The organism is Gordonia sp. DT219 (genome assembly GCF_049847065.1).
GTDB lineage: Bacteria > Actinomycetota > Actinomycetes > Mycobacteriales > Mycobacteriaceae > Gordonia.
In genome coordinates, this window is sequence record NZ_JBNCNR010000001.1 from 649,065 (window position 1) to 667,087 (window position 18,023).

Consider the following 18,023-nt stretch of genomic DNA (forward strand, 5'->3'; position numbering starts at 1 on the left):
CTCGGACCGCTCGCGCCGGCGCCGCACCGACCTCACTCCCGCAGCAACAGCGAGATCACGACCCGCGCGGTTTCCGGATTGGGGTTGAGCTCCGGGTCGCCATCATTGTGGAGATACCGTTCGCCGACGGTGACGATTCCATCGGCAAGCACACCGGCCGGCGCCGGTGGGCGGTAACCACCCTCGCGGACCTCGGCCGCGATCAGTTCTTCGATACGACCGACCAATCGTGGCCGGATCGGACCGGTCGGCGCAGTAAGTATGCGGACGGCCCGGGCGCCGTCGTCGCGCAGCAAGGCCCGGAGCGGGTCAGCGGCGGCCACCGCATCGAGGAACCAGGTGACACCCGCGTGAATCCGCGCGACACCTGAGCCCCCCGCCTGGTCGGCGGCTGCGTCGAGGAGCCGATCGAGTTCCACCCACAGCACGTCGGCCAGCAGGTTGTCGCGATCACCGGTCCAGCGGTAGAGCGTCGCACGCGAGACACCGAGATCACGTGCCAGCGCACCCATGTCCAATCGCCGGCCCGAGAGAAAGGCGTGTCGCGCCGCCTCGAATGCATCTACCGGGGTGGACCGCGCCGGCAGCTGGTCGCGACTTGTCGATTGCCGATACGCGAGAGACTCACCCGTCTTGCCCATGGGCAAGATCCTAGCCGCTCCGATGAGACATTTCTGCAATTTGCAACGCGATACGACACTGTTGGTTATTGTCTCATCATGCTCGCGACGCCACACCGGATCAGACCCGCAATCGCGTCGATTCTCACCGCTGTGGCCTGCACGATCGCGGTGTTCGTGCTGCCGGTCCCCGCTCCGGCCGCCGCCGCCCCGGGAAGCACCACACCGACGCAGTGTCCGACCACCACCTCCGGCGCCGATCAGCAACGCGTCGAGCCGGCCAGGGTCGCACTGGATCCGGTCGCCGTTCGGGACGCAATTGCCTACGCCGAGAGCCACATGCGTGCGACCGTGCGGGTGTACCGCAACAACTGCCTCGTCGGTACAGGTCGATCGAACACCGCGACTTCTGGCGCGCAAATGCCGGTATTCAGCGCGACCAAGAGTGTTGTCTCCATACTCACCGGGATCGCGGCGGACCACGGTGCATTGCGACTCGACGACGCGATCGGTCGCTACCTTCCGACAGGACGTGATTGGGGCGATGCGGCACACCGCGCCATCACGGTACGACAATTGCTGACCCAGACGTCGGGTTTGCAGTCGGCCGAGATCGCCGAGGTGGCGTCGGTGGGAAACGATCCCGACATCGCGCAAGAAGCACTCGCCCAGCCGCTCGTTGCCCGACCCGGCACGTACTTCTCCTACAGTCAGCGCGGCCCCGATCTGCTGGCCTTCGTGGTGCAACGAGCCGTGGGTACCGATCTGCAGGCATTCGCCGATCGATATCTGTTCGCGCCGTTGGGGATTGCGCACGCCAACTACACCTGGCTGCGAGACCGCACCGGACACACCTACGGCTATGCGCACCTGTTCCTGCAGCCCGGGTCGTTCGCCAAACTGGGGCTGTTGATGCTGAATGAGGGCACATGGGCTGGGCGCCAGATCGTTTCGCCGTCTTACGCCGGACGAGTCAGCATTCCGTCGGCCGCAAACGGATGCTACGGCCTGTTGTTCTGGACCAATCGCGGCACCCGGTGCACCGCCGGGGAGATGCCGTATCGCCAGACGATCGACCACCGCATGATCCTCTCTGCACCACCGGACCTGTATGCGATCGACGGCGCCGCCCATCAGGACGACTTCATGATCCCCAGCCTGCGCATCGCCGTGATGTGGATGGGCGTCGCCGGCGACGCGAACTCATACGGCACCAACAATCCGGCCGCCAGCGATCTCTTCCACAACTTCTTCCGCATCCTGCTGCACGGAGTGCGCGATACACCCTGGCACGATCCCGGCCCGTACCAGGCTCCACCCACCGGCGTACCGGCATCGCCGGACGCCTACGCCGACCCGAACGTCCTGCTTCGCGACCTCGCGCCCAGCGCGCACTGAAGGAGATCTCACACAATGCCCCGCTCATACCGGCTGTTCGCCTTCGGAACCATCTGCACACTCCTGATGTTGGTCGGTCTGCAACTGATGCCCGCTCACGCACGCGCAGATCAGCCCGGTGCCGCCGGACCGGCTTCGGCCGGCCCCGTCGCGCCGGTCGCAGGTCTCTCCGCTGCACAGTTCCGTGACGGGCGCGTGGAACGCCACGGGTCGACACTATCGTTGCAGGGCAAGCCGTTTCGTTTTGCAGGCGCAAATATCGAATGGCTGGGGCTCAAGAACTACGGTCCGGAGCCGTCGGCTTCCATTCCCGCCGGTAGCGAGGCGTACCCATCGGAGTACGAGGTCGACGACGCCTTCGCGACCGCCCGCGACATGGGCGCCACCGTGGTGCGGTCGCAAACACTCGGTGACACCATCGGTTGCCCGGACTGCATCGAGCCGGCACTGGGGAAGTTCAACCCCAACGCCTTCGCGCAGATGGACAAGGTCGTGGCCGCCGCCCGGCGGCATGGCCTGAAACTCCTCGGCGAGTTCGACGGGGATGCGAATGCGCGCCCGGCCTTTCCCGGGGCCCGTAACGTCTCCAGTCACTCGTGGTATTGCCAGTGGCGCAATCGTTCCGACTGCGGGCAGGCATTCTTCACCGATCCCCGCATCATCTCTGACTACATCAACCACATGCGGACGGTACTCGAGCATGTCAACCCGCTGACCGGGCTGGCCTACAAGGACGACCCGACGTTCGTCGGCTGGGTGGACGGCAACAATCTCGCCCTGCTCGACGGAGTCGGTCTGCCTGCGGTCGAAGGGTGGCTGGGCCAGGTGTCGAAAGCGTTCCACACCACCAGTCCGCGCCAGTTGTTCGTCAACATCAGCCTCGGTGGCGGTGACGCCTTTGTGACTCCGGCGGCACTGAACATCCCCGGGATCGACATCTATGCCCTGGAGTACTACCCGCACTGGTTTCCGCTGGTTTCCGGCGGCAACCGGATCGATGGTGCCGCGCCGTTCCTGCATCAGGAGGCCGCACAGGTCGCGGCGGCCGGCAAGGCCTTCGCGGTCATCGAATTCGGCTGGGACCGTACCGATTTCGCAACACCGGCCGCACTGAGTGACTTCCTGGCGGGGTTGCGAGCCGACCCCCACATCGTCGGCGACAACTACTGGGCGCTGCTCTCGCATGCCGATGGCGGTGGCTGGCAACCCGTTCCGGCCAATTCTCGATGCAACCCTACCTGCGAATGGGGCGAGGACGGCAACTGGTGGGCGCTGTACTACACCGGACGCAACACCATCACCAACTCGGCCCCCGACATGGCTGCCCGAGCGCAATTACTCCGCACCCACGCATTCGCCGTCGCGGGGTATCGGCCGCCACCGCCCCATCAGCGGGTGCCGGCGCCCCGCATCATCTCCACCGCCGACGGGCACGTCCGATTCGAGGGCTCCGCCGGGTCACCGCGCTACACCATCGAGCGCCGCGACGCCGGCGGGACATGGCATACCGTCTGTGCACACTGCGTCACCGACGACGACAACGGCTGGATCGACCCCGCACCCGGCGTGCTCGCCTGCTATCGGGTCATCGGCGTCAACCTCGACGGCGTCCCCGGCCCCGCGTCTGCGCCCGCCGGACCGGGATGTCGCCGCCCCTGACACCCGCCCGACCACGGGTGATAGCGTTGCGCTCCGTCGAGGACGATGACGGGGGAACCTGATGACCTATCCGCCACCCGATGGCCGATCCGAGCACAATTCGCCGCCGGACTGTCCTCGGCAGGATCATGCCCAGGACGGCTATCCCCAGCAGGGATACCCACAACAGGGATACCCACAGCAGGGCCGGCAGCCGATGGCCGCTCAGCCGCAGCCCGCCTGGGACGCGGGCGTGCCGACGGATCCGATCGGCCTGTCCTCGGGCGGCAGCGGCGGCGGCAGCGGCAAAGCGCTCGCTGTCATCGGGATCGTCGCAATCCTGCTGATCGGTGCGGTCGTCGCGGTCGGTGTCGTCACCTATCGGCAGGTCAACTCGCATCAGCACGGTTCGCCGGTCGCCGACAGTTCGCCGGCGGGCCCGTCTTCGTTGGCCCCGCCTTCCTCGGCGACACCGCCGGCATCGCAATCGGGGTCGGGAACCACCGCACCGGAACGAACGCAGTGCCCCACCGCCACACCCGCCTCGAACACGCCCGCCGGATGGCACACCGTGGCGGGCAAACGCGGCCTGTCCTACGATGTCCCGGCGAATTGGAAGGTAGCCAGCTGCGGAACGCTGGTCGGCTGGGAAAAGCGCTGCGACAGCGGACCTTTCGGTTACTGTCCAATCCGCACGATGAGCGGTGCCGCGAGCCTGGAGACCGCGCAGTGCCGCAACGACTCCGTGGGTGTTTCGGGCTTGCCCGGTGCATCCGACACCACCGATATCAATGAGGCCGTGCAATCCGAGGCGTCGCTGGTCGCCGACATCTACACCTCCGAATCCGGGCATGTTCCGCAGGTGCAACTCGGTGCGTCCCAGCGGCTGACGGTGGGCGGCGCGCCGGCGGTGCAAGTGATCGCCACGGTCACCGACATCGAGCCGTCGGCGTGCGTCGGGCCGACGGCGATCCACAGCATGGTTGCCACCACGGTCTCGGGGCAGCCAGGGTGCGTCTTGTTCGTGATCTCACTGCCACAAGGCGTTCCGGGCGCCGCCGATCCCGCTGACGTCAGTCAGATGGTGTCCACGCTGCGGCGGGCCGGCTGACCACCGCCGACCGGCCCCGGCGCCCTACTCACACACCGCGCCGCGCGATGCCGACGTGACGAGCTTGGCGTATTTCGCCAGCACGCCGCGGGTGTAGCGCGGAGGGAGCGGGGCGAACGACTCGGCGCGTGCAGACAGTTCGTCCTCATCGACAAGGACGTCCAACGTCGCGGAGCCGACGTCGAGCCGGATGCGATCGCCGTCTCGAACCAGCGCGATCGGGCCGCCGTCGACGGCCTCGGGAGCGACGTGCCCGACGCAGAGCCCGGTGGTACCGCCGGAGAAACGCCCGTCGGTCAGTAGCAGCACGTCCTTGCCGAGGCCGGCTCCCTTGATGGCGCCGGTGATGGCCAGCATCTCCCGCATTCCCGGACCGCCCTTGGGGCCTTCGTAACGGATCACGACGACGTCACCGGCGGTGATCGTACCGTCCTCGAGCGCGTCCATCGCCGCTCGCTCACGATCGAAGACCCGGGCCACCCCTTCGAAGACGTCGGAGTCGAATCCTGCCGACTTCACCACCGCGCCGCCCGGGGCCAGCGATCCGGAGAGGATGGTGATGCCACCGGTGGGATGAATGGGAGAATCTAGGGCCCGCAACACTTTTCCGTCAGGATCCGGCGGCGCGATGTGCGCAAGGTTTTCGGCCATCGTCGCACCGGTGACGGTCAGGCAGTCGCCGTGCATCAACCCGGCGTCGAGCAACGCCTTCATCACCACCGGCAGCCCCCCGATCCGATCGACATCGGTCATCACATGCTTCCCGAACGGCTTCACATCGGCCAGATGCGGTACACGCGAGCCGATCCGGGAGAAGTCATCGAGAGACAACTCGACCTGCGCCTCATATGCGATGGCAAGTAGATGCAGCACGGCGTTGGTCGACCCGCCCAGCGCCATCACGACTGCGATCGCGTTCTCGAAGGCGTCGCGGGTCATGATGTCGCGGGCGGTGATGCCCCGCCGCAGGAGTCCGACGACCGCCTCGCCGCTCTGCCGGGCAAACAGATCTCGGCGCCGGTCCGGGGCGGGCGGGGCGGCGCTGCCGGGCAGCGACATACCCAGCGCCTCCGCGACGGCGGCCATCGTGTTGGCGGTGTACATGCCACCGCAGGCACCCTCGCCGGGACAGATGGCGCGTTCGATGGTGTCGACGTCGGCACGGCTCATCAGTCCACGTGAGCATGCGCCGACCGCCTCGAATGCATCGATGATGGTCACCTGTTGCTCGGTCCCGTCGGAGAGCTTGGCATAGCCCGGCAGTGTCGACCCGGCGTAGAGGAACACGTTGGCGAGGTCGAGCCTGGCCGCCGCCATCAGCATGCCCGGCAGGGATTTGTCACACCCGGCCAGCAGTACCGAGCCGTCGAGCCGTTCGGCCGACATCACCGTTTCTACGCTGTCGGCGATCACCTCCCGTGACACCAAGGAGAAATGCATGCCCTCGTGTCCCATCGAGATGCCGTCGGAGACCGAGATCGTGCCGAACTCAAGGGGATACCCGCCCGCGGCGAAGACACCCTCCTTCACCGCTTTGGCCAGCCGATCGAGGGACAGATTGCAGGGCGTGATCTCGTTCCACGACGACCCGACGCCGATCTGGGGTTTGACCCAGTCCTCGTCGCCCATTCCCACGGCCCGAAGCATGCCGCGAGCCGCGGTGCGTTCGAGCCCGTCGGTGACGTCGCGACTACGGGGCTTGATATCCACATTCGGCGCAGAGTCGTTGTCAGAGGTCATATTCGCCACCCTAGAGGCGGATGTGGGGCACGCGCGCAGCAACCGCGAATTGCCGCAGACAAGCGGGGTATCGGGCCACCGCGGCGGGTAGCGTCAACGCAATGCAGTCTGCCTTGCGTGAGTACACGACCATCGGCCATCCCGAACCGCAAACCCGTGTCTGGCATGAGGTCTACGGTGACGGACCTCCGGTCGTCCTGCTGCATGGTGCCTTCGCGGGCGCATCCTCCTGGGGTGGTCAGATCCCCGCTCTGGTCGATGGCGGCCGCCGGGTGTACTGCCCGGAGCGCCATGGCCACGGGCACAGCCCCGACGTCACCGCCGAATTCCACTACGCAGACATGGCGACCGAGACGATCGCCTACCTCGACGAGATCGTCGGTGGGCCGAGTGCGGTCGTCGGCTGGAGCGACGGTGCCGTGGTCGGCGCCCTCGTCGCACTGCAACGGCCAGATCTGGTGCGCCATCTGGTTCTGATCGGCCAGTACTTCAACAGTTCGGGGCGCGCGGCGGGCGGCATCCTGGACGCACTCGGCACCCGCGATGACGAGCTGATGTCGTTCCTTGCCGCCGAATATGCTGCCGAGTCGCCGGACGGCACCGACCATTTCCCGATCATCGTCGACAAGACCATGGCAATGATCGGCGCCGAACCCGAGATCGATCTCGGTGATCTGTCCGCGATCGCCTGTCCCACTCTGGTGATGCAGGGCGACCGGGACGAGGTGACACTTCGCCACAGCCGTGACGTGGTCGCCGCCATCGGCGACGCCCGGCTGTGCGTCATCCCCGGTACGCACCTCATCCCGATCGAGGCAGCGCAAGCGGTGAACAGTGTGATCCTGCAGTTCTTGGGAGCCGGCCTCTCGTGAACTCTGGTTCCTCGTGTTCACCGGATCCGTGATCACCAGGATCGGCGCGACTGCGGTACGAAGCGCTTGTCGCACACCCCATCCCGACCGTCAGGCGCCGACGATCACCGCGTGCGGTGCCAGGAAGCCGAAGTACTCCGGCGCCGCCGGAATGAGCCCGGTCCAGCCCGGGACCCGGCCCCACACCACCACGAGTGTGCTACCCGCACCGGTGGGCAGAGTTGCCGTTCGGTCGACTCTGGTACCGAGCACCGGGTCCGGCTCGGTCACCCGATTCGGTAGTCCCGTGACACCGCTGCGGCCGTTGGCGACGTTGACCCAGGCAATCTGCAGTCGTGACGGTTCGTCGAGCCACCGCTGAATGACGGTGACATCGTGCCGACCCGTGTCGACGACCGCGTCTACGGTGCCACCGGGGAATCCACGTCCCGGATTGGCGATGTTGACCGTGTGTGCGCCCGCAACACGCTGTGCCGAGTTTGCGGCCGCGGCGACCTCGGGGGGCGTCCCCGCCCTGATCAGGGTTGACACCGGATCGACAGGCGCGCCGGGCGCTGCCGACGCCGTCGCCGGCAGTAGCGCAATGGCGGTCGCGGCAATGGCTGCACCGAGCACGGTGCGGATCATGTTGAGTCTCATCATCACCCGTTCATCGAAGGGACCTGGTCGGTGGTCGGACGCGGAGTCACCCATGCACTGGCAGCGAACGAACGTCCTGTCCGCTACGTCGTTCGCCGGACCCAACTCGTTACCCCGACGAATGATCGAAGTGGTGTGCCGAACTCGGTCATCCCCGCCATCCCGGTCGGCGGCTCAGAGGGTGACCACGATCTTTCCGTGGACGTGGCCGTCGGCTTGCGATGCCACCGCCTCACGGATCCGTTCGACCGGAAAGGCTGCGGCGATGGGCACGCTGATCGCACCGGCGACAAGAGCGTCGGTGAGCTGTGCCATGCCGTCGCGTGGTGCGTCCGAACCTCCCGCCGTGCGCACGCCGCCAGGAGGACTGACACCGGCCGCGATGGTGCAGATACGCGTGGGGGAGACGCCCAGCTCGAGTGCGGTCTCCGCGGTCTCGGTTCCGAAGAGGTCGGTGGCTGCACTCACGCCGTCTGCGGCGAGGCGGCGCACCCGCTCGGCCAGTCCGGGGCCATAGGCGACGGGATCGGCACCCAACTGCCGCAGGAAGTCGAATGTGGCCTCCGACGATGTCCCGATCACGCGAGCGCCGGCGAGCCGCGCCAGCTGAACCGCGAAGATGCCCACCCCGCCTGCCGCACCGCCGATGAGCACGGTGTCGTCGCGGTGCAGATCGATCGCGGCCAACGCGGCAATGGCGGTCATCCCCGCCACCGGAAGCGTGGCGGCGACTTCGTCACCAATCGTGTCGGGTGTGTGCCACAGCGATCGCGTTGTACCGTCCGACACGTCGACGACAACGAAATCGGCTACCGCCCTTGCCAATGCCCCACCGAAGACGCGATCGCCGACGACATATTCGGTGACGCCTGCGCCGACCTCGTCGACGACCCCGGCGAAGTCGTATCCGAAGCCCGACGGCACCGTGACGCCGAACATGACCGCCAGCTCGGGCGACTCGGAGATCTTCCAGTCCATCGGATTCAGGCCGGCAACCGTCACGCGCACGCACACCTCGCCGGGCCCCGCGTGCGGCCGGGGAACCTCCCTCAGCTCCAGAACTTCCGGTCCGCCGAAAGTCTCGTAGACGACAGCTCTGCTCATGGGTTCCTGCTCTCCGGGAAGTGATGGGACTTGGTCCTGTCAACGTACACCCGATTACGGGACCAAGTCCCGTAACATTCAGCGCATGGCCCGCTGGCAACCGGATGCACCGCAGCGTCTCGCCGTCGCTGCGCTCGAGTTGTTCGAGAAGCAGGGCTACGACGACACGACGGTCATCGAGATCGCCCAGCGAGCGGGACTCACCAAGAGCACATTCTTTCGGCACTGTCTCGACAAGCGCGAGGTCCTCTTCGGTGACGGCGCCCTGACCGCCCTGGTCGTCGACGGCATTGCCGAGGCACCGAGCGACGCGACACCGTTTGAGGCGGTCGCGCACGCGATGGATCTACTCGGCACGACGATCTTCACCGGCGATCGCCTGGACTTCGTCGTCCGGCGTTCGGCGGTGATCGATGCCAGCCCACAACTCCGGGAACGCGAAGCCCTCAAAGGGCTCGCGGTCACCGCGGCGATGGCCGACACGCTCGAGCGTCGGGGCGTGCCCGTCGTCGCCGCGCGGGTGGGAGCCGAATGCGGTTCGCTGGCCCTGGAACTCGCCTTCGAGCGGTGGAGCGAGGCCGGCGGCGTTGAGCCGTTCGGTGCGCTCGCGCGCCACGCACTTGCCGAGGTACAGTCGGCCGCCTCCCTCCTGTGCGACGACGGCCGCAACACTGAAAGTCCTTGAACGCCGGCAAAGCTGCTGCTCCGGATTCCGATGCCGGTCACGATCCGATATCCGGTGACCGACGTGTTCCGAGGCCAAGAAGCGACGAGGTTTACCCCTGCCCACAACGGGCTACCGCACAAGCACGCTGTGATCGGCGCCCGGGAGCCGTCACAGTCAGACCTTTGGCGGTTGATGCCACAGCCCCAGAGGTCGCCCCTCATCCTGGTTACCGTCACCACACCTTCGGTCGCCCAACCGATGATCCCGTTCTCGTGGATCTCACGGGCCAAACAGGCGATCTGCCCATGGATTCGGCAGGCGTCACCGCTCGCGAATCTGCCAGGTTCGCGCCACCGGGCCACCGGTATCAGCGCGGAGCTTGTCTAGCATCGAACACGTGGCCATCAAACTGGAGAACGTCGGCATCGCCGTACGCGACCTCGAAGCAACCATCGCGTTCTTCACCGATCTCGGGCTCACCGTCATGGGCCGTGACACGGTCAGCGGCGAATGGACCGACGTCGCGGTCGGCCTCGACGGCAACGACGCGAAAATTGCGATGCTCCAGACACCAGACGGTCACGGTCGTCTGGAACTCTTCGAGTACATCCATCCGGAAGCGATCGACACGGCGCCCACTCGACCCAACGAGATCGGGATGCACCGCGTGGCATTCTCCGTCGACGACATCGACGCCGCGCTCGAGATCGCCGCGCGGCATGGGTGTCATCCGCTCCGCGGCGTCGCGACCTACGCGGACATCTACAAGCTCACCTACCTCCGTGGGCCCAGCGGCATCCTCGTGATGCTCGCCGAGCAGCTGAAGAAGGGCTGACGGCCTGCGTCGATGAAAGTTCATGCGCCACAACGTTGCCGGTCCAGACGCTGGCATACGCGCACAATGGCATCGAGTTCATTCTCATCGCTCCGACTGACTTCAGAGCGCGATCATGTCGCGCGCATCGGTGGCTTGAAGTCGTCGAGTTCGGGACGACAGTCTGAACGCACCGGCTGCCCACGGCGAGCAGAAGCGACGCAGGTCACCGGCAGTCGAGCACGACCTTGCCGAACGCCTGACCGCTACGCGCCCGCTCGAATGCGGCATGAATGTCGACCAGGCGGAATACCGAATCGATCGGCACCCGAACGTCGGGGCGGACGCACAAGGCTGCCAGCCTGACCAGTTCGGCAGGTGATCCCATCGCCGACCCCAGGATCGACAATGATCGGGTGAACACGCGCGGCATATCGATCACCGGGGCGGCTCCCGCGGCGGCACCGACGAGGATCAGCCGGCCGCCCGGACGCAGCCAGCGGATGGCATGCGCCACCGTCGCACCGCCGACGCAGTCGATGACTGCGTCGACCTCTCCGGGCAGAGACTCGTCGAGGGTGTAGGCGGCATCGGCGTCGAGCTCGTCGACCGCCCGGGCGCCGCGGGCGGGGCTGCGGGCGACAACCCACACGCGGGCGCCACCTGCGCGCGCGAGAACAGTTGCCGCAGTGGCGACTCCGCCGCCGGCGCCGTACACCACTACCGTTTCTCCCGGGCGCAATTGCGCACGCGTGAACACAGCTCGGTACGCGGTCAGCCATGCGGTACCGAGGCATGCGGCCGCCTCCCACGACAAGCCCGCCGGTTTAGGGACCAGGTTGGCCGCGGGGACGCGGACGGTCTCGGCGAAGGTGCCGTCGATTCCTTGCGACAACATCTGCAGGCCGGGATCGAGCATGGGGTCCTCGACGAGCCGGTTCGGGTCGGTCAGGATCGGATAGATGATGACGTCGTTTCCGTCGGCGTCGATTCCCGCGCCGTCGGAACCCAGGATCGTCGGCAGCCCGGCGGCGTCGAAACCATGCCCGGCCATGGTGGCGAGGTCGCTGGCGTTGAGGGTGGCCGCTCGCATTCGCACGGTGGCCCAGTCGGTGGGCGCGTCGGCCACCGGCGCGCTGCCGAGGGCCACCGCGCGGGCCGGATCGGGTCCGGGCGCGGTGAGGCGCGCCCCGAACACTCCGGTCACGGGGCGCTCGGTCACGGGGTGGGAAAGGCGTAGGGCAGGTCGTGTTCGATGACCAGGTGGGCGATCGTCCAGGTCGCTCCCGATAGAACCAATTCGGCGTGGGCGTAACCGGATTCGATCGGGACGATCGACCCCTGGGCGCCTACGGTGCCGGCCGGCCACCCGTCGTCAGGCTGCGGCAGTCCACGGACCGCGTAGACGAGGAACTGTGCATCGAATCGTCCGTGGCCGGCGGCGACGTCGATGATCGGATTGAGGAGCGTGTGATGGCTCCACCCCAACGGCGGATGCGCCGCCATACCGGACGTGACGGCGGCACCGATGGTGCCCGCGCCCGTCAGCTCGGCGAGCACCTCTGGGCGCTCACCACCGCGATAGTGGATGGCCACCGTCGCCGTGTCGGTGAACAGTGCCGCCATCGCCGCGGGATCGCGGCGGTCGGCCGCACGCACATAGCGGGCGAACACCTCCTCGATCAGCCGGTGATGATCGGGGATGGTATCCGGAACAAGAATGTCGGTTGCGGTCATGGCTACGAGTTCACTCGCCGAGCAACGAACAAGCCATGCACAATCGGGTCTGACGGCCATATCCTGGTGGTATGAATCGGATGGAACTGCGCGACCTCGAATACGTGCTCGCCGTCACCGAGGAGCGGTCGTTTACGCGCGCCGCGACACGCCTGGGAATCGCGCAGCCACCGCTGTCACGTGCCATCGCCCGGCTCGAACGGCGCCTCGCGGTGACGTTGTTCGACCGGACCAGCCGCGCGGTCACCCCGACCGCCGCCGGGCGTGCCCTGGCCACCGACGCCCGCGTCATCCTCGACGCCAGCCACGCTGCGGTGGATCGGGTGCGCGCCGCGAACGCCGACCGACCGCTGACCCTGGCCGTACGCCCGGCCACCGGTTCGGCGCTGCTCGACGAGCTCCTACACCGAGTGACGACACTTTCGCATCCGATTCCCGTACAAGTTCAACTGACCCGCACACCCACCGACGCGGTCCGCACGGGAACTGCCGACGCGGCCCTCGCCTGTCTGACGAATCTGCCCGGCGGGCTCGTCGCGGAGGAACTCCGGGAGCTATCGGCTGTCGCACTGGTGGCACGTACGCATCCGCTCGGGGACCGCGAGACCCTGATGCTCCGCGAAGTCATCAGTACGCCAGGGTATTTGGCCGAGTGCCCGGATCTGGGTCTCGATGAGATCGTCGACCACATCCATTTACACCACGCCAGTGTGCTCGCCGCCCACGACATCGAGCCGCGTCTCGGCGGCCGAGTCCGCGCCGTTCCGGTGGTCGATGCGCCGGCGATCCACCTCGGCCTTGCACACCATCCCGGCCGGGTTCATCCGCGTATGCGTGAGCTACTCACCCAGGCCCGCCGCGCCGCCTATCCGACCTGACTGTGAGGATCGGCCCCGTTGCCGCGTCAGGGCCCGCGGGGTGCTGATCTCGGGTCTCAGGTCGATGCGGCGCAATAATTGCGCGTTGAGCGCGACGACCACGGTGGAGGCCGACATCAGGATCGCGCCGACGAAGACTGCGAACGGAGCAGGCGGGCTCCGTCACCTCATCTCCGGGTGTCGATGACCGGAGTGAGTGTCCCGTCGTGCATGGTCTTGTCACTCGTGGCGATGCTCAGCGCCCGACGGGTGGCTTGGGCAACGATCATGCGATCGAAGGGATCTCGGTGCGACCAATTGAGTAGTCCAGCCGTCACCGCATCAGCGGCCTCGATCGGGAGATCGGTGGCCGCCATCGTTGCCAGGGTGTCATTCCAGGCCGACAACAGCGGAGAAGCATCGAGACGCCCCAGATGGGTCTTGATGGCGACCTCCCAGGCAGACGCTGCCGAGACGAACAGGTCGTTCGCCGGATTCTCGAGAACGTCAAGGGCGGGGCGGGCAACCCGGCCGGGATCGTTGACCAGCCAGAGAAGCGCATTCGTGTCGAGAAGTATGCCGGTCACGAATCCGACTCCCACGCGGCCAACTCGTCAGCGGGTAGGGGCGCATCGAAGTCATCCGGGATCGTCAGTCCTGGGAACTGACCGAACCGGCGCGTCGTGGGGACGACAGGCGACATCACAGCTACCGGCCGTCCGTGGTTGGTGATCGTGATCGTTTGGCCGGTCCGCTCGACCTCGGCGAGAAGAGCATTGAGCCGCATCTTGGCCTCGGTGCTGCTTACCGTTTTCATACGCCCAGAATACCGTGACGGTCTAGATCCACTAGTCCGATGAGTCCCGGCCACATCGGACCCGGCACCATGCTCAGTGAGGCACCCGCCGGCCACGCCGAGCAGAACGCGTTCTGGTCACGCTGTCGATGCTGTGTTGGGGTGTCAGATCGAGGCGGCGCAACAGTTGGGCGTTGAGCGCGACGACCACCGTGGACGCCGACATCAGGATCGCGCCGACGCTCATCGGCAGCACGAATCCGACGGGGGCGAGTACGCCGGCAGCGAGCGGTACCGAGACGAGGTTGTAACCCGCTGCCCACCAAAGGTTTTGCTTCATCTTTCGATAGGTGGCACGGGACAGTTCGATGACGGAGAGCACCGAGCGCGGATCCGACGAGGCGAGGATGACACCCGCGGACCCGATCGCGACATCGGTGCCGGCGCCTATGGCTATACCGACGTCGGCCTGCGCGAGGGCGGGGGCGTCGTTGACGCCGTCGCCGACCATGGCGACCGTGCGCCCCTCGTGCTGGAGTTCGGCGACTCGTGCCGCCTTGTCCGCGGGGCGGACTCCGGCGTAGACACGGTCGATGCCGAGGTCGGCGGCCACAGAATCCGCGACGGCTTGCGCGTCGCCGGTGATCATGGCCACCTGGGCGCCCAGATGGTGCAGGGCATCGACGGTTCGGCGGGATTCCGGCCGGACCTCGTCGGCAAGCGCGAGCGCACCGATGACCGCACCGTCGACGAGAACGTGCAGGATGATGGCTCCCTTGTCACGCCACCCGGCGGCGATCGGCAGTTCGGTGAGATCGTGTTCCTCGAGCAGGTGCGGGCCCCCGACGGCGACGATCCGGTCGGCGACGACGGCACTGACGCCGACGGCTGGGGAGGACGAAAAGTCTTGTGCCGGTGCGATGTCGAGTTCTTCGCTTCGGGCAGCTCGGACGATCGCCTTCGCGAGCGGATGTTCACTGTCGGATTCGGCGGCAGCTGCGGCGGCGAGCACGTGATCGCGGTCGTGGCCGGCGGCGGCGGCCACTGCGGTGACCGTCGGCTCACCCATGGTCAACGTTCCCGTCTTGTCGAAGAGCACGGCGTCCACGTTGCGCATCGATTCCAGGGCGAGTCGGTCCTTGACGAGGACACCGCCACGGGCGGCGCGTTCGGTGGCGATGGACACCACCAGCGGGATCGCGAGGCCCAGCGCGTGTGGGCACGCGATCACGAGGACCGTGATGGCACGGGTGACGGCGTCGTCGGGCATTCCGAGTGCGCTCCAGACGACGGCGGTGATGATCGCGGCGCCCAAGGCGAACCAGAACAGCCATCCCGCCGCGGTATCGGCGAGGCGTTGGGCCCGCGAGGTGGATGCCTGTGCATCGCCGACCAGACGCTGGATCCCGGCCAGCGCGGTGTCGTCACCGATCGCCGTCACGCGCACGCGCAGACCGGAATCGGTGGCGACGGTACCTGCCACGACCGCGTCACCCACTTCACGACGCACCGGCGCGGATTCGCCGGTGACCATCGATTCGTCGACGCTGGCCGCGCCGTCGACGACCGTGCCGTCGGCGGGAACCGATGCTCCGGGCCGGACGACGACGATGTCGCCGACGAGGAGTTCGCTCGGTGACACCGTGACGGTGTCGTCGCCGACGACCTTCTCGGCTTCGTCGGGGAGCAACGCGGCCAGTGACTCCAACGCCGACGAGGTCTGGGCCAGTGACCGCATCTCGATCCAGTGCCCGAGGAGCATGATCACCACGAGCAGAGCGAGTTCCCACCAGAAGTCCAGCTCATGGTCGAGCAGATGCAGCGTCGAACCCCATGACGCAACGAAGGCGACCGTGATCGCCAGCGCGATCAGCAGCATCATCCCCGGCTTGCGGGTGCGCAGTTCGTCGGCCGCGCCGCTCAGGAACGGCCGCCCGCCCCACAGATACATCACCGTGCCGATCGCGGGGGAGATCCACCGCGCCCACCCGGTGTCGGGGACGGTGTAGCCGATGACATCGGCGAACATTCCGTCGAAGATCGTTGTCGGTATCGCCAATACCAGCATGATCCAGAACAGTCGGCGGAACTGGCCGACATGGTCGCCGTGGCCGGCATGCGAATCGTGATCGCCGTGGTGACCGTGCGATCCGGGCGCACCGTGGTCGTCGTGCGCGGCGTACCCGGTCGAGGCGGAGTGCTCGCGGTCCGTGTCCATGTCGCCGAATATACCCATCTGGGGTATTCCCGAGCGAGGATCGACAACGTAGGGCAGTGCCCCCAACCGGATTGGGCTGTTAGCATCGCGATCATCGGAGTAAAAATGCGTTCCTGCCTGCGGCCACCGAGTCGTTGGGGAGCGCACGCACACGCGGTATCGCCCGATCCGCCACTTCTTCTCGTGAAGGAGTTCGTCGTGCAACGTTCATATGCGTCCCATTCGGGACGTGCTCGTCGGGAGGTCATCCGATGAAGGCGGCGCGGTTCAGCCGATTCGGCGGACCCGACGTCCTCGAGATCGTCGACCTCCCTGCCCCGCATGCGGGACCCGGAGAGATCCGTATCGAGGTGCGCGCAGCCGGCGTCAATGCCAGCGACTGGAAGAAGCGGCAGGGACTGATGGATCAGGAGCTGCCGCAGACGTTGGGCTACGAGGCGGCCGGCGTCGTCGACGAGCTCGGGGCAGGGGTCTCCGGTGTGGCTCTGGGAGACCGGGTCTTCGGCGCCTCGGCCTACGGTGCCGCTCAAGCCGAGCTTTCCGTCTTGTCGTACTGGGCGAAAACGCCGGAGTCGCTTGCCGATACCGACGCCGCTGCCATCCCCGCGGCCGCCGAGACGGCCGCTCGGGCTCTCGACACCCTCGATGTGGCCTCGGGCACAACGTTGTTCATCAATGGCGCCTCGGGCAGCATCGGGAGTGCGGCCGTTCAGTTCGCCGTTGCGCGCGGGGTCCGCGTGATCGGTTCGGCCAGCCCTGCCACACATGAGCGCCTACGTTCCCTGGGCGCCGATCCGGTGGCGTACGGCGATGGGATGAGTGCTCGCGTGCACGCCCTGGCACCGACCGGAATCGACCGGGCATTAGACGTCGCGGGCAATGGCGTCCTACCCGAACTGATCGAGTTCACCGGAAGCCCCGAGCGCGTCGTGACAATCGCAGACTTCGTCGGGGCTCGCGACAACGGTGTCCGTTTCAGCAGAGGCGACGACGGCCGCGCGACCTACGCACTCGCGCAGGCGGCGACCTTGGCAACCGAGGACCGCTTCTCGATTCCGGTCGGTGCCACCTTCGACATGTCCGAGGTTGCCGAAGCCCACCGGGTCGGGGAATCCGGCGCGGTCCGCGGAAAACTCGTGCTGACGGTGCAATGACCGATGTCGACTTAGAAGTGCATCCGCGACCACATGACCGTCACACTCCGATAGCTCAGCGCACCAATGGTTTCGCGCTCCCACTACGAGGAAGTGTCACTGATGACAGACACTGAGGTCCGTCGGCCGGGTCTGCTGACCTGTTGCCGGGCAGTCGCCGGTCTACCGCTCGGCGTGATCCAGCCGCGACGACCCGACAAGCGGTTCTTGGCATCATTGTCCGACCGCGGGATACCCGACTCGGACACGACCGTCGAGGTGATCGCGCTGCCCCAGCGAGAACGGCTTGTGCCGACTCCCGGGATCGCCGAGGGCGTGTGGCGACCCGGCCGCACCCCGAACCTGATCAACGCCTTCGTCGTCTGCCACCCGGAGGCAACCTTTCTCGTCGATCCGGGCGTCTGCGTCGATGTCGTCGATCGTGCGGTCGCCGAGTTGCCGTGGACTCTTCGGATCGCGGTGACGCCGCGACGCGACGTCACCGACATTCGACAGGCGCTCACACTCGCCGGTATCGATGCTGCCGGCATCGACTTCGCGTTGCCCACACACTTGCATTGGGATCACGTCGCCGGACTGCTCGACCTGCCCGGGCTGCCCGTGTGACTTCATCGCCCCGAACACACCTGGATGATGAGCGGGCAACTCGCTCCGCAGG

At 66.9% G+C, this 18,023-nt stretch carries 18 protein-coding genes; 9 read left to right on the forward strand and 9 right to left on the reverse strand.

Annotated features, from left to right (window positions below):
• Positions 1–32 precede the first annotated feature (32 nt).
• Positions 33–641: a QsdR family transcriptional regulator gene (locus tag ACPXB3_RS03120; protein ID WP_425726314.1), complete on the reverse strand. Its 609-nt coding sequence runs from the start codon at positions 639–641 to the stop codon at positions 33–35.
• Between the two features lie 78 nt (positions 642–719).
• On the opposite strand from ACPXB3_RS03120, the gene ACPXB3_RS03125 reads away from it, so the two are divergent.
• From ACPXB3_RS03125 to ACPXB3_RS03135, 3 genes are all read left to right on the forward strand, one after another.
• Positions 720–2,018: a serine hydrolase domain-containing protein gene (locus tag ACPXB3_RS03125; RefSeq protein WP_425702603.1), complete on the forward strand. Its 1,299-nt coding sequence runs from the start codon at positions 720–722 to the stop codon at positions 2,016–2,018.
• Between the two features lie 15 nt (positions 2,019–2,033).
• Positions 2,034–3,677: a hypothetical protein gene (locus ACPXB3_RS03130; protein WP_425702601.1), complete on the forward strand. Its 1,644-nt coding sequence runs from the start codon at positions 2,034–2,036 to the stop codon at positions 3,675–3,677.
• A gap of 61 nt (positions 3,678–3,738) precedes the next feature.
• Entirely contained in the window at positions 3,739–4,767 is a 1,029-nt protein-coding gene (locus ACPXB3_RS03135; protein ID WP_425726316.1) for a hypothetical protein, read from the forward strand.
• A 24-nt stretch (positions 4,768–4,791) separates the two neighbouring features.
• Here the strand turns inward: ACPXB3_RS03135 and ilvD are convergent, their stop codons facing one another.
• Complete coding sequence (gene ilvD, locus ACPXB3_RS03140; RefSeq protein WP_425726318.1) at positions 4,792–6,507, reverse strand: dihydroxy-acid dehydratase; 1,716 nt, start codon at positions 6,505–6,507, stop codon at positions 4,792–4,794.
• Between the two features lie 101 nt (positions 6,508–6,608).
• On the opposite strand from ilvD, the gene ACPXB3_RS03145 reads away from it, so the two are divergent.
• Positions 6,609–7,379: an alpha/beta fold hydrolase gene (locus ACPXB3_RS03145; protein ID WP_425726320.1), complete on the forward strand. Its 771-nt coding sequence runs from the start codon at positions 6,609–6,611 to the stop codon at positions 7,377–7,379.
• 90 nt (positions 7,380–7,469) lie between these two features.
• Here the strand turns inward: ACPXB3_RS03145 and ACPXB3_RS03150 are convergent, their stop codons facing one another.
• Together ACPXB3_RS03150 and ACPXB3_RS03155 are read right to left on the reverse strand one after the other, a co-directional pair.
• The gene (locus ACPXB3_RS03150) at positions 7,470–8,021 is read right to left on the reverse strand and encodes a hypothetical protein (RefSeq protein WP_425726322.1); all 552 of its coding nucleotides are present in this window, start codon (positions 8,019–8,021) and stop codon (positions 7,470–7,472) included.
• Between the two features lie 171 nt (positions 8,022–8,192).
• Positions 8,193–9,122: an NADP-dependent oxidoreductase gene (locus ACPXB3_RS03155; protein ID WP_425702593.1), complete on the reverse strand. Its 930-nt coding sequence runs from the start codon at positions 9,120–9,122 to the stop codon at positions 8,193–8,195.
• A gap of 85 nt (positions 9,123–9,207) precedes the next feature.
• Here ACPXB3_RS03155 and ACPXB3_RS03160 point away from each other — a divergent pair, with 85 nt between their 5' ends.
• Both ACPXB3_RS03160 and ACPXB3_RS03165 read left to right on the forward strand, forming a co-directional pair.
• On the forward strand, positions 9,208–9,807 hold the full coding sequence (locus ACPXB3_RS03160) for a TetR/AcrR family transcriptional regulator (protein ID WP_425726324.1): 600 nt from the start codon (positions 9,208–9,210) through the stop codon (positions 9,805–9,807).
• Positions 9,808–10,186: 379 nt separating this feature from the next.
• Positions 10,187–10,624 carry a VOC family protein gene (locus ACPXB3_RS03165; RefSeq protein WP_425726326.1) on the forward strand — a complete coding sequence of 146 codons (438 nt, stop codon included), beginning with the start codon at positions 10,187–10,189 and terminating at the stop codon, positions 10,622–10,624.
• Positions 10,625–10,829: 205 nt separating this feature from the next.
• Here the strand turns inward: ACPXB3_RS03165 and ACPXB3_RS03170 are convergent, their stop codons facing one another.
• Together ACPXB3_RS03170 and ACPXB3_RS03175 are read right to left on the reverse strand one after the other, a co-directional pair.
• Positions 10,830–11,810: a zinc-binding dehydrogenase gene (locus tag ACPXB3_RS03170; RefSeq protein WP_425726328.1), complete on the reverse strand. Its 981-nt coding sequence runs from the start codon at positions 11,808–11,810 to the stop codon at positions 10,830–10,832.
• A gap of 11 nt (positions 11,811–11,821) precedes the next feature.
• On the reverse strand, positions 11,822–12,340 hold the full coding sequence (locus ACPXB3_RS03175) for a nuclear transport factor 2 family protein (RefSeq protein WP_425726330.1): 519 nt from the start codon (positions 12,338–12,340) through the stop codon (positions 11,822–11,824).
• A 71-nt stretch (positions 12,341–12,411) separates the two neighbouring features.
• Between ACPXB3_RS03175 and ACPXB3_RS03180 the strand changes: the two genes are divergently transcribed.
• A complete protein-coding gene (locus ACPXB3_RS03180; protein WP_425726332.1) occupies positions 12,412–13,218 on the forward strand; it encodes a LysR family transcriptional regulator in 807 nt (268 codons plus the stop codon).
• 167 nt (positions 13,219–13,385) lie between these two features.
• Here ACPXB3_RS03180 and ACPXB3_RS03185 read toward each other — a convergent pair whose 3' ends face one another.
• The 3 genes from ACPXB3_RS03185 to ACPXB3_RS03195 all read right to left on the reverse strand — a co-directional run bounded on the left by ACPXB3_RS03185 (position 13,386) and on the right by ACPXB3_RS03195 (position 16,211).
• A complete protein-coding gene (locus ACPXB3_RS03185) occupies positions 13,386–13,784 on the reverse strand; it encodes a type II toxin-antitoxin system VapC family toxin (RefSeq protein ID WP_425726334.1) in 399 nt (132 codons plus the stop codon).
• Positions 13,781–14,014, reverse strand: a complete 234-nt coding sequence (locus ACPXB3_RS03190) for a type II toxin-antitoxin system Phd/YefM family antitoxin (RefSeq protein WP_425702581.1) — start codon at positions 14,012–14,014, stop codon at positions 13,781–13,783. The genes ACPXB3_RS03185 and ACPXB3_RS03190 overlap by 4 nt, the downstream gene beginning before the upstream one ends.
• A 73-nt stretch (positions 14,015–14,087) precedes the next feature.
• Entirely contained in the window at positions 14,088–16,211 is a 2,124-nt protein-coding gene (locus ACPXB3_RS03195; protein WP_425726336.1) for a heavy metal translocating P-type ATPase, read from the reverse strand.
• Positions 16,212–16,462: 251 nt separating this feature from the next.
• Between ACPXB3_RS03195 and ACPXB3_RS03200 the strand changes: the two genes are divergently transcribed.
• Positions 16,463–17,365 (forward strand): NADP-dependent oxidoreductase, encoded by a 903-nt coding sequence (locus ACPXB3_RS03200; protein ID WP_425726338.1) that lies wholly within the window; start codon positions 16,463–16,465, stop codon positions 17,363–17,365.
• A gap of 102 nt (positions 17,366–17,467) precedes the next feature.
• Positions 17,468–17,971: an MBL fold metallo-hydrolase gene (locus tag ACPXB3_RS03205; RefSeq protein WP_425726340.1), complete on the forward strand. Its 504-nt coding sequence runs from the start codon at positions 17,468–17,470 to the stop codon at positions 17,969–17,971.
• Positions 17,972–18,023: the final 52 nt, after the last annotated feature.

What these genes read in the sequence shown, in the direction of transcription:
- ACPXB3_RS03190 (WP_425702581.1), bottom strand. Translation starts at nt 14,014, where the DNA reads ATGAAAACGGTAAGCAGCACCGAGGCCAAGATGCGGCTCAATGCTCTT.
- ilvD (WP_425726318.1), bottom strand. Translation starts at nt 6,507, where the DNA reads ATGACCTCTGACAACGACTCTGCGCCGAATGTGGATATCAAGCCCCGT.
- ACPXB3_RS03120 (WP_425726314.1), bottom strand. Translation starts at nt 641, where the DNA reads ATGGGCAAGACGGGTGAGTCTCTCGCGTATCGGCAATCGACAAGTCGC.
- ACPXB3_RS03130 (WP_425702601.1), top strand. Translation starts at nt 2,034, where the DNA reads ATGCCCCGCTCATACCGGCTGTTCGCCTTCGGAACCATCTGCACACTC.
- ACPXB3_RS03180 (WP_425726332.1), top strand. Translation starts at nt 12,412, where the DNA reads ATGAATCGGATGGAACTGCGCGACCTCGAATACGTGCTCGCCGTCACC.
- ACPXB3_RS03160 (WP_425726324.1), top strand. Translation starts at nt 9,208, where the DNA reads ATGGCCCGCTGGCAACCGGATGCACCGCAGCGTCTCGCCGTCGCTGCG.
- ACPXB3_RS03125 (WP_425702603.1), top strand. Translation starts at nt 720, where the DNA reads ATGCTCGCGACGCCACACCGGATCAGACCCGCAATCGCGTCGATTCTC.
- ACPXB3_RS03175 (WP_425726330.1), bottom strand. Translation starts at nt 12,340, where the DNA reads ATGACCGCAACCGACATTCTTGTTCCGGATACCATCCCCGATCATCAC.
- ACPXB3_RS03145 (WP_425726320.1), top strand. Translation starts at nt 6,609, where the DNA reads ATGCAGTCTGCCTTGCGTGAGTACACGACCATCGGCCATCCCGAACCG.
- ACPXB3_RS03200 (WP_425726338.1), top strand. Translation starts at nt 16,463, where the DNA reads ATGAAGGCGGCGCGGTTCAGCCGATTCGGCGGACCCGACGTCCTCGAG.
- ACPXB3_RS03135 (WP_425726316.1), top strand. Translation starts at nt 3,739, where the DNA reads ATGACCTATCCGCCACCCGATGGCCGATCCGAGCACAATTCGCCGCCG.
- ACPXB3_RS03150 (WP_425726322.1), bottom strand. Translation starts at nt 8,021, where the DNA reads ATGATGAGACTCAACATGATCCGCACCGTGCTCGGTGCAGCCATTGCC.
- ACPXB3_RS03195 (WP_425726336.1), bottom strand. Translation starts at nt 16,211, where the DNA reads ATGGACACGGACCGCGAGCACTCCGCCTCGACCGGGTACGCCGCGCAC.
- ACPXB3_RS03205 (WP_425726340.1), top strand. Translation starts at nt 17,468, where the DNA reads ATGACAGACACTGAGGTCCGTCGGCCGGGTCTGCTGACCTGTTGCCGG.
- ACPXB3_RS03155 (WP_425702593.1), bottom strand. Translation starts at nt 9,122, where the DNA reads ATGAGCAGAGCTGTCGTCTACGAGACTTTCGGCGGACCGGAAGTTCTG.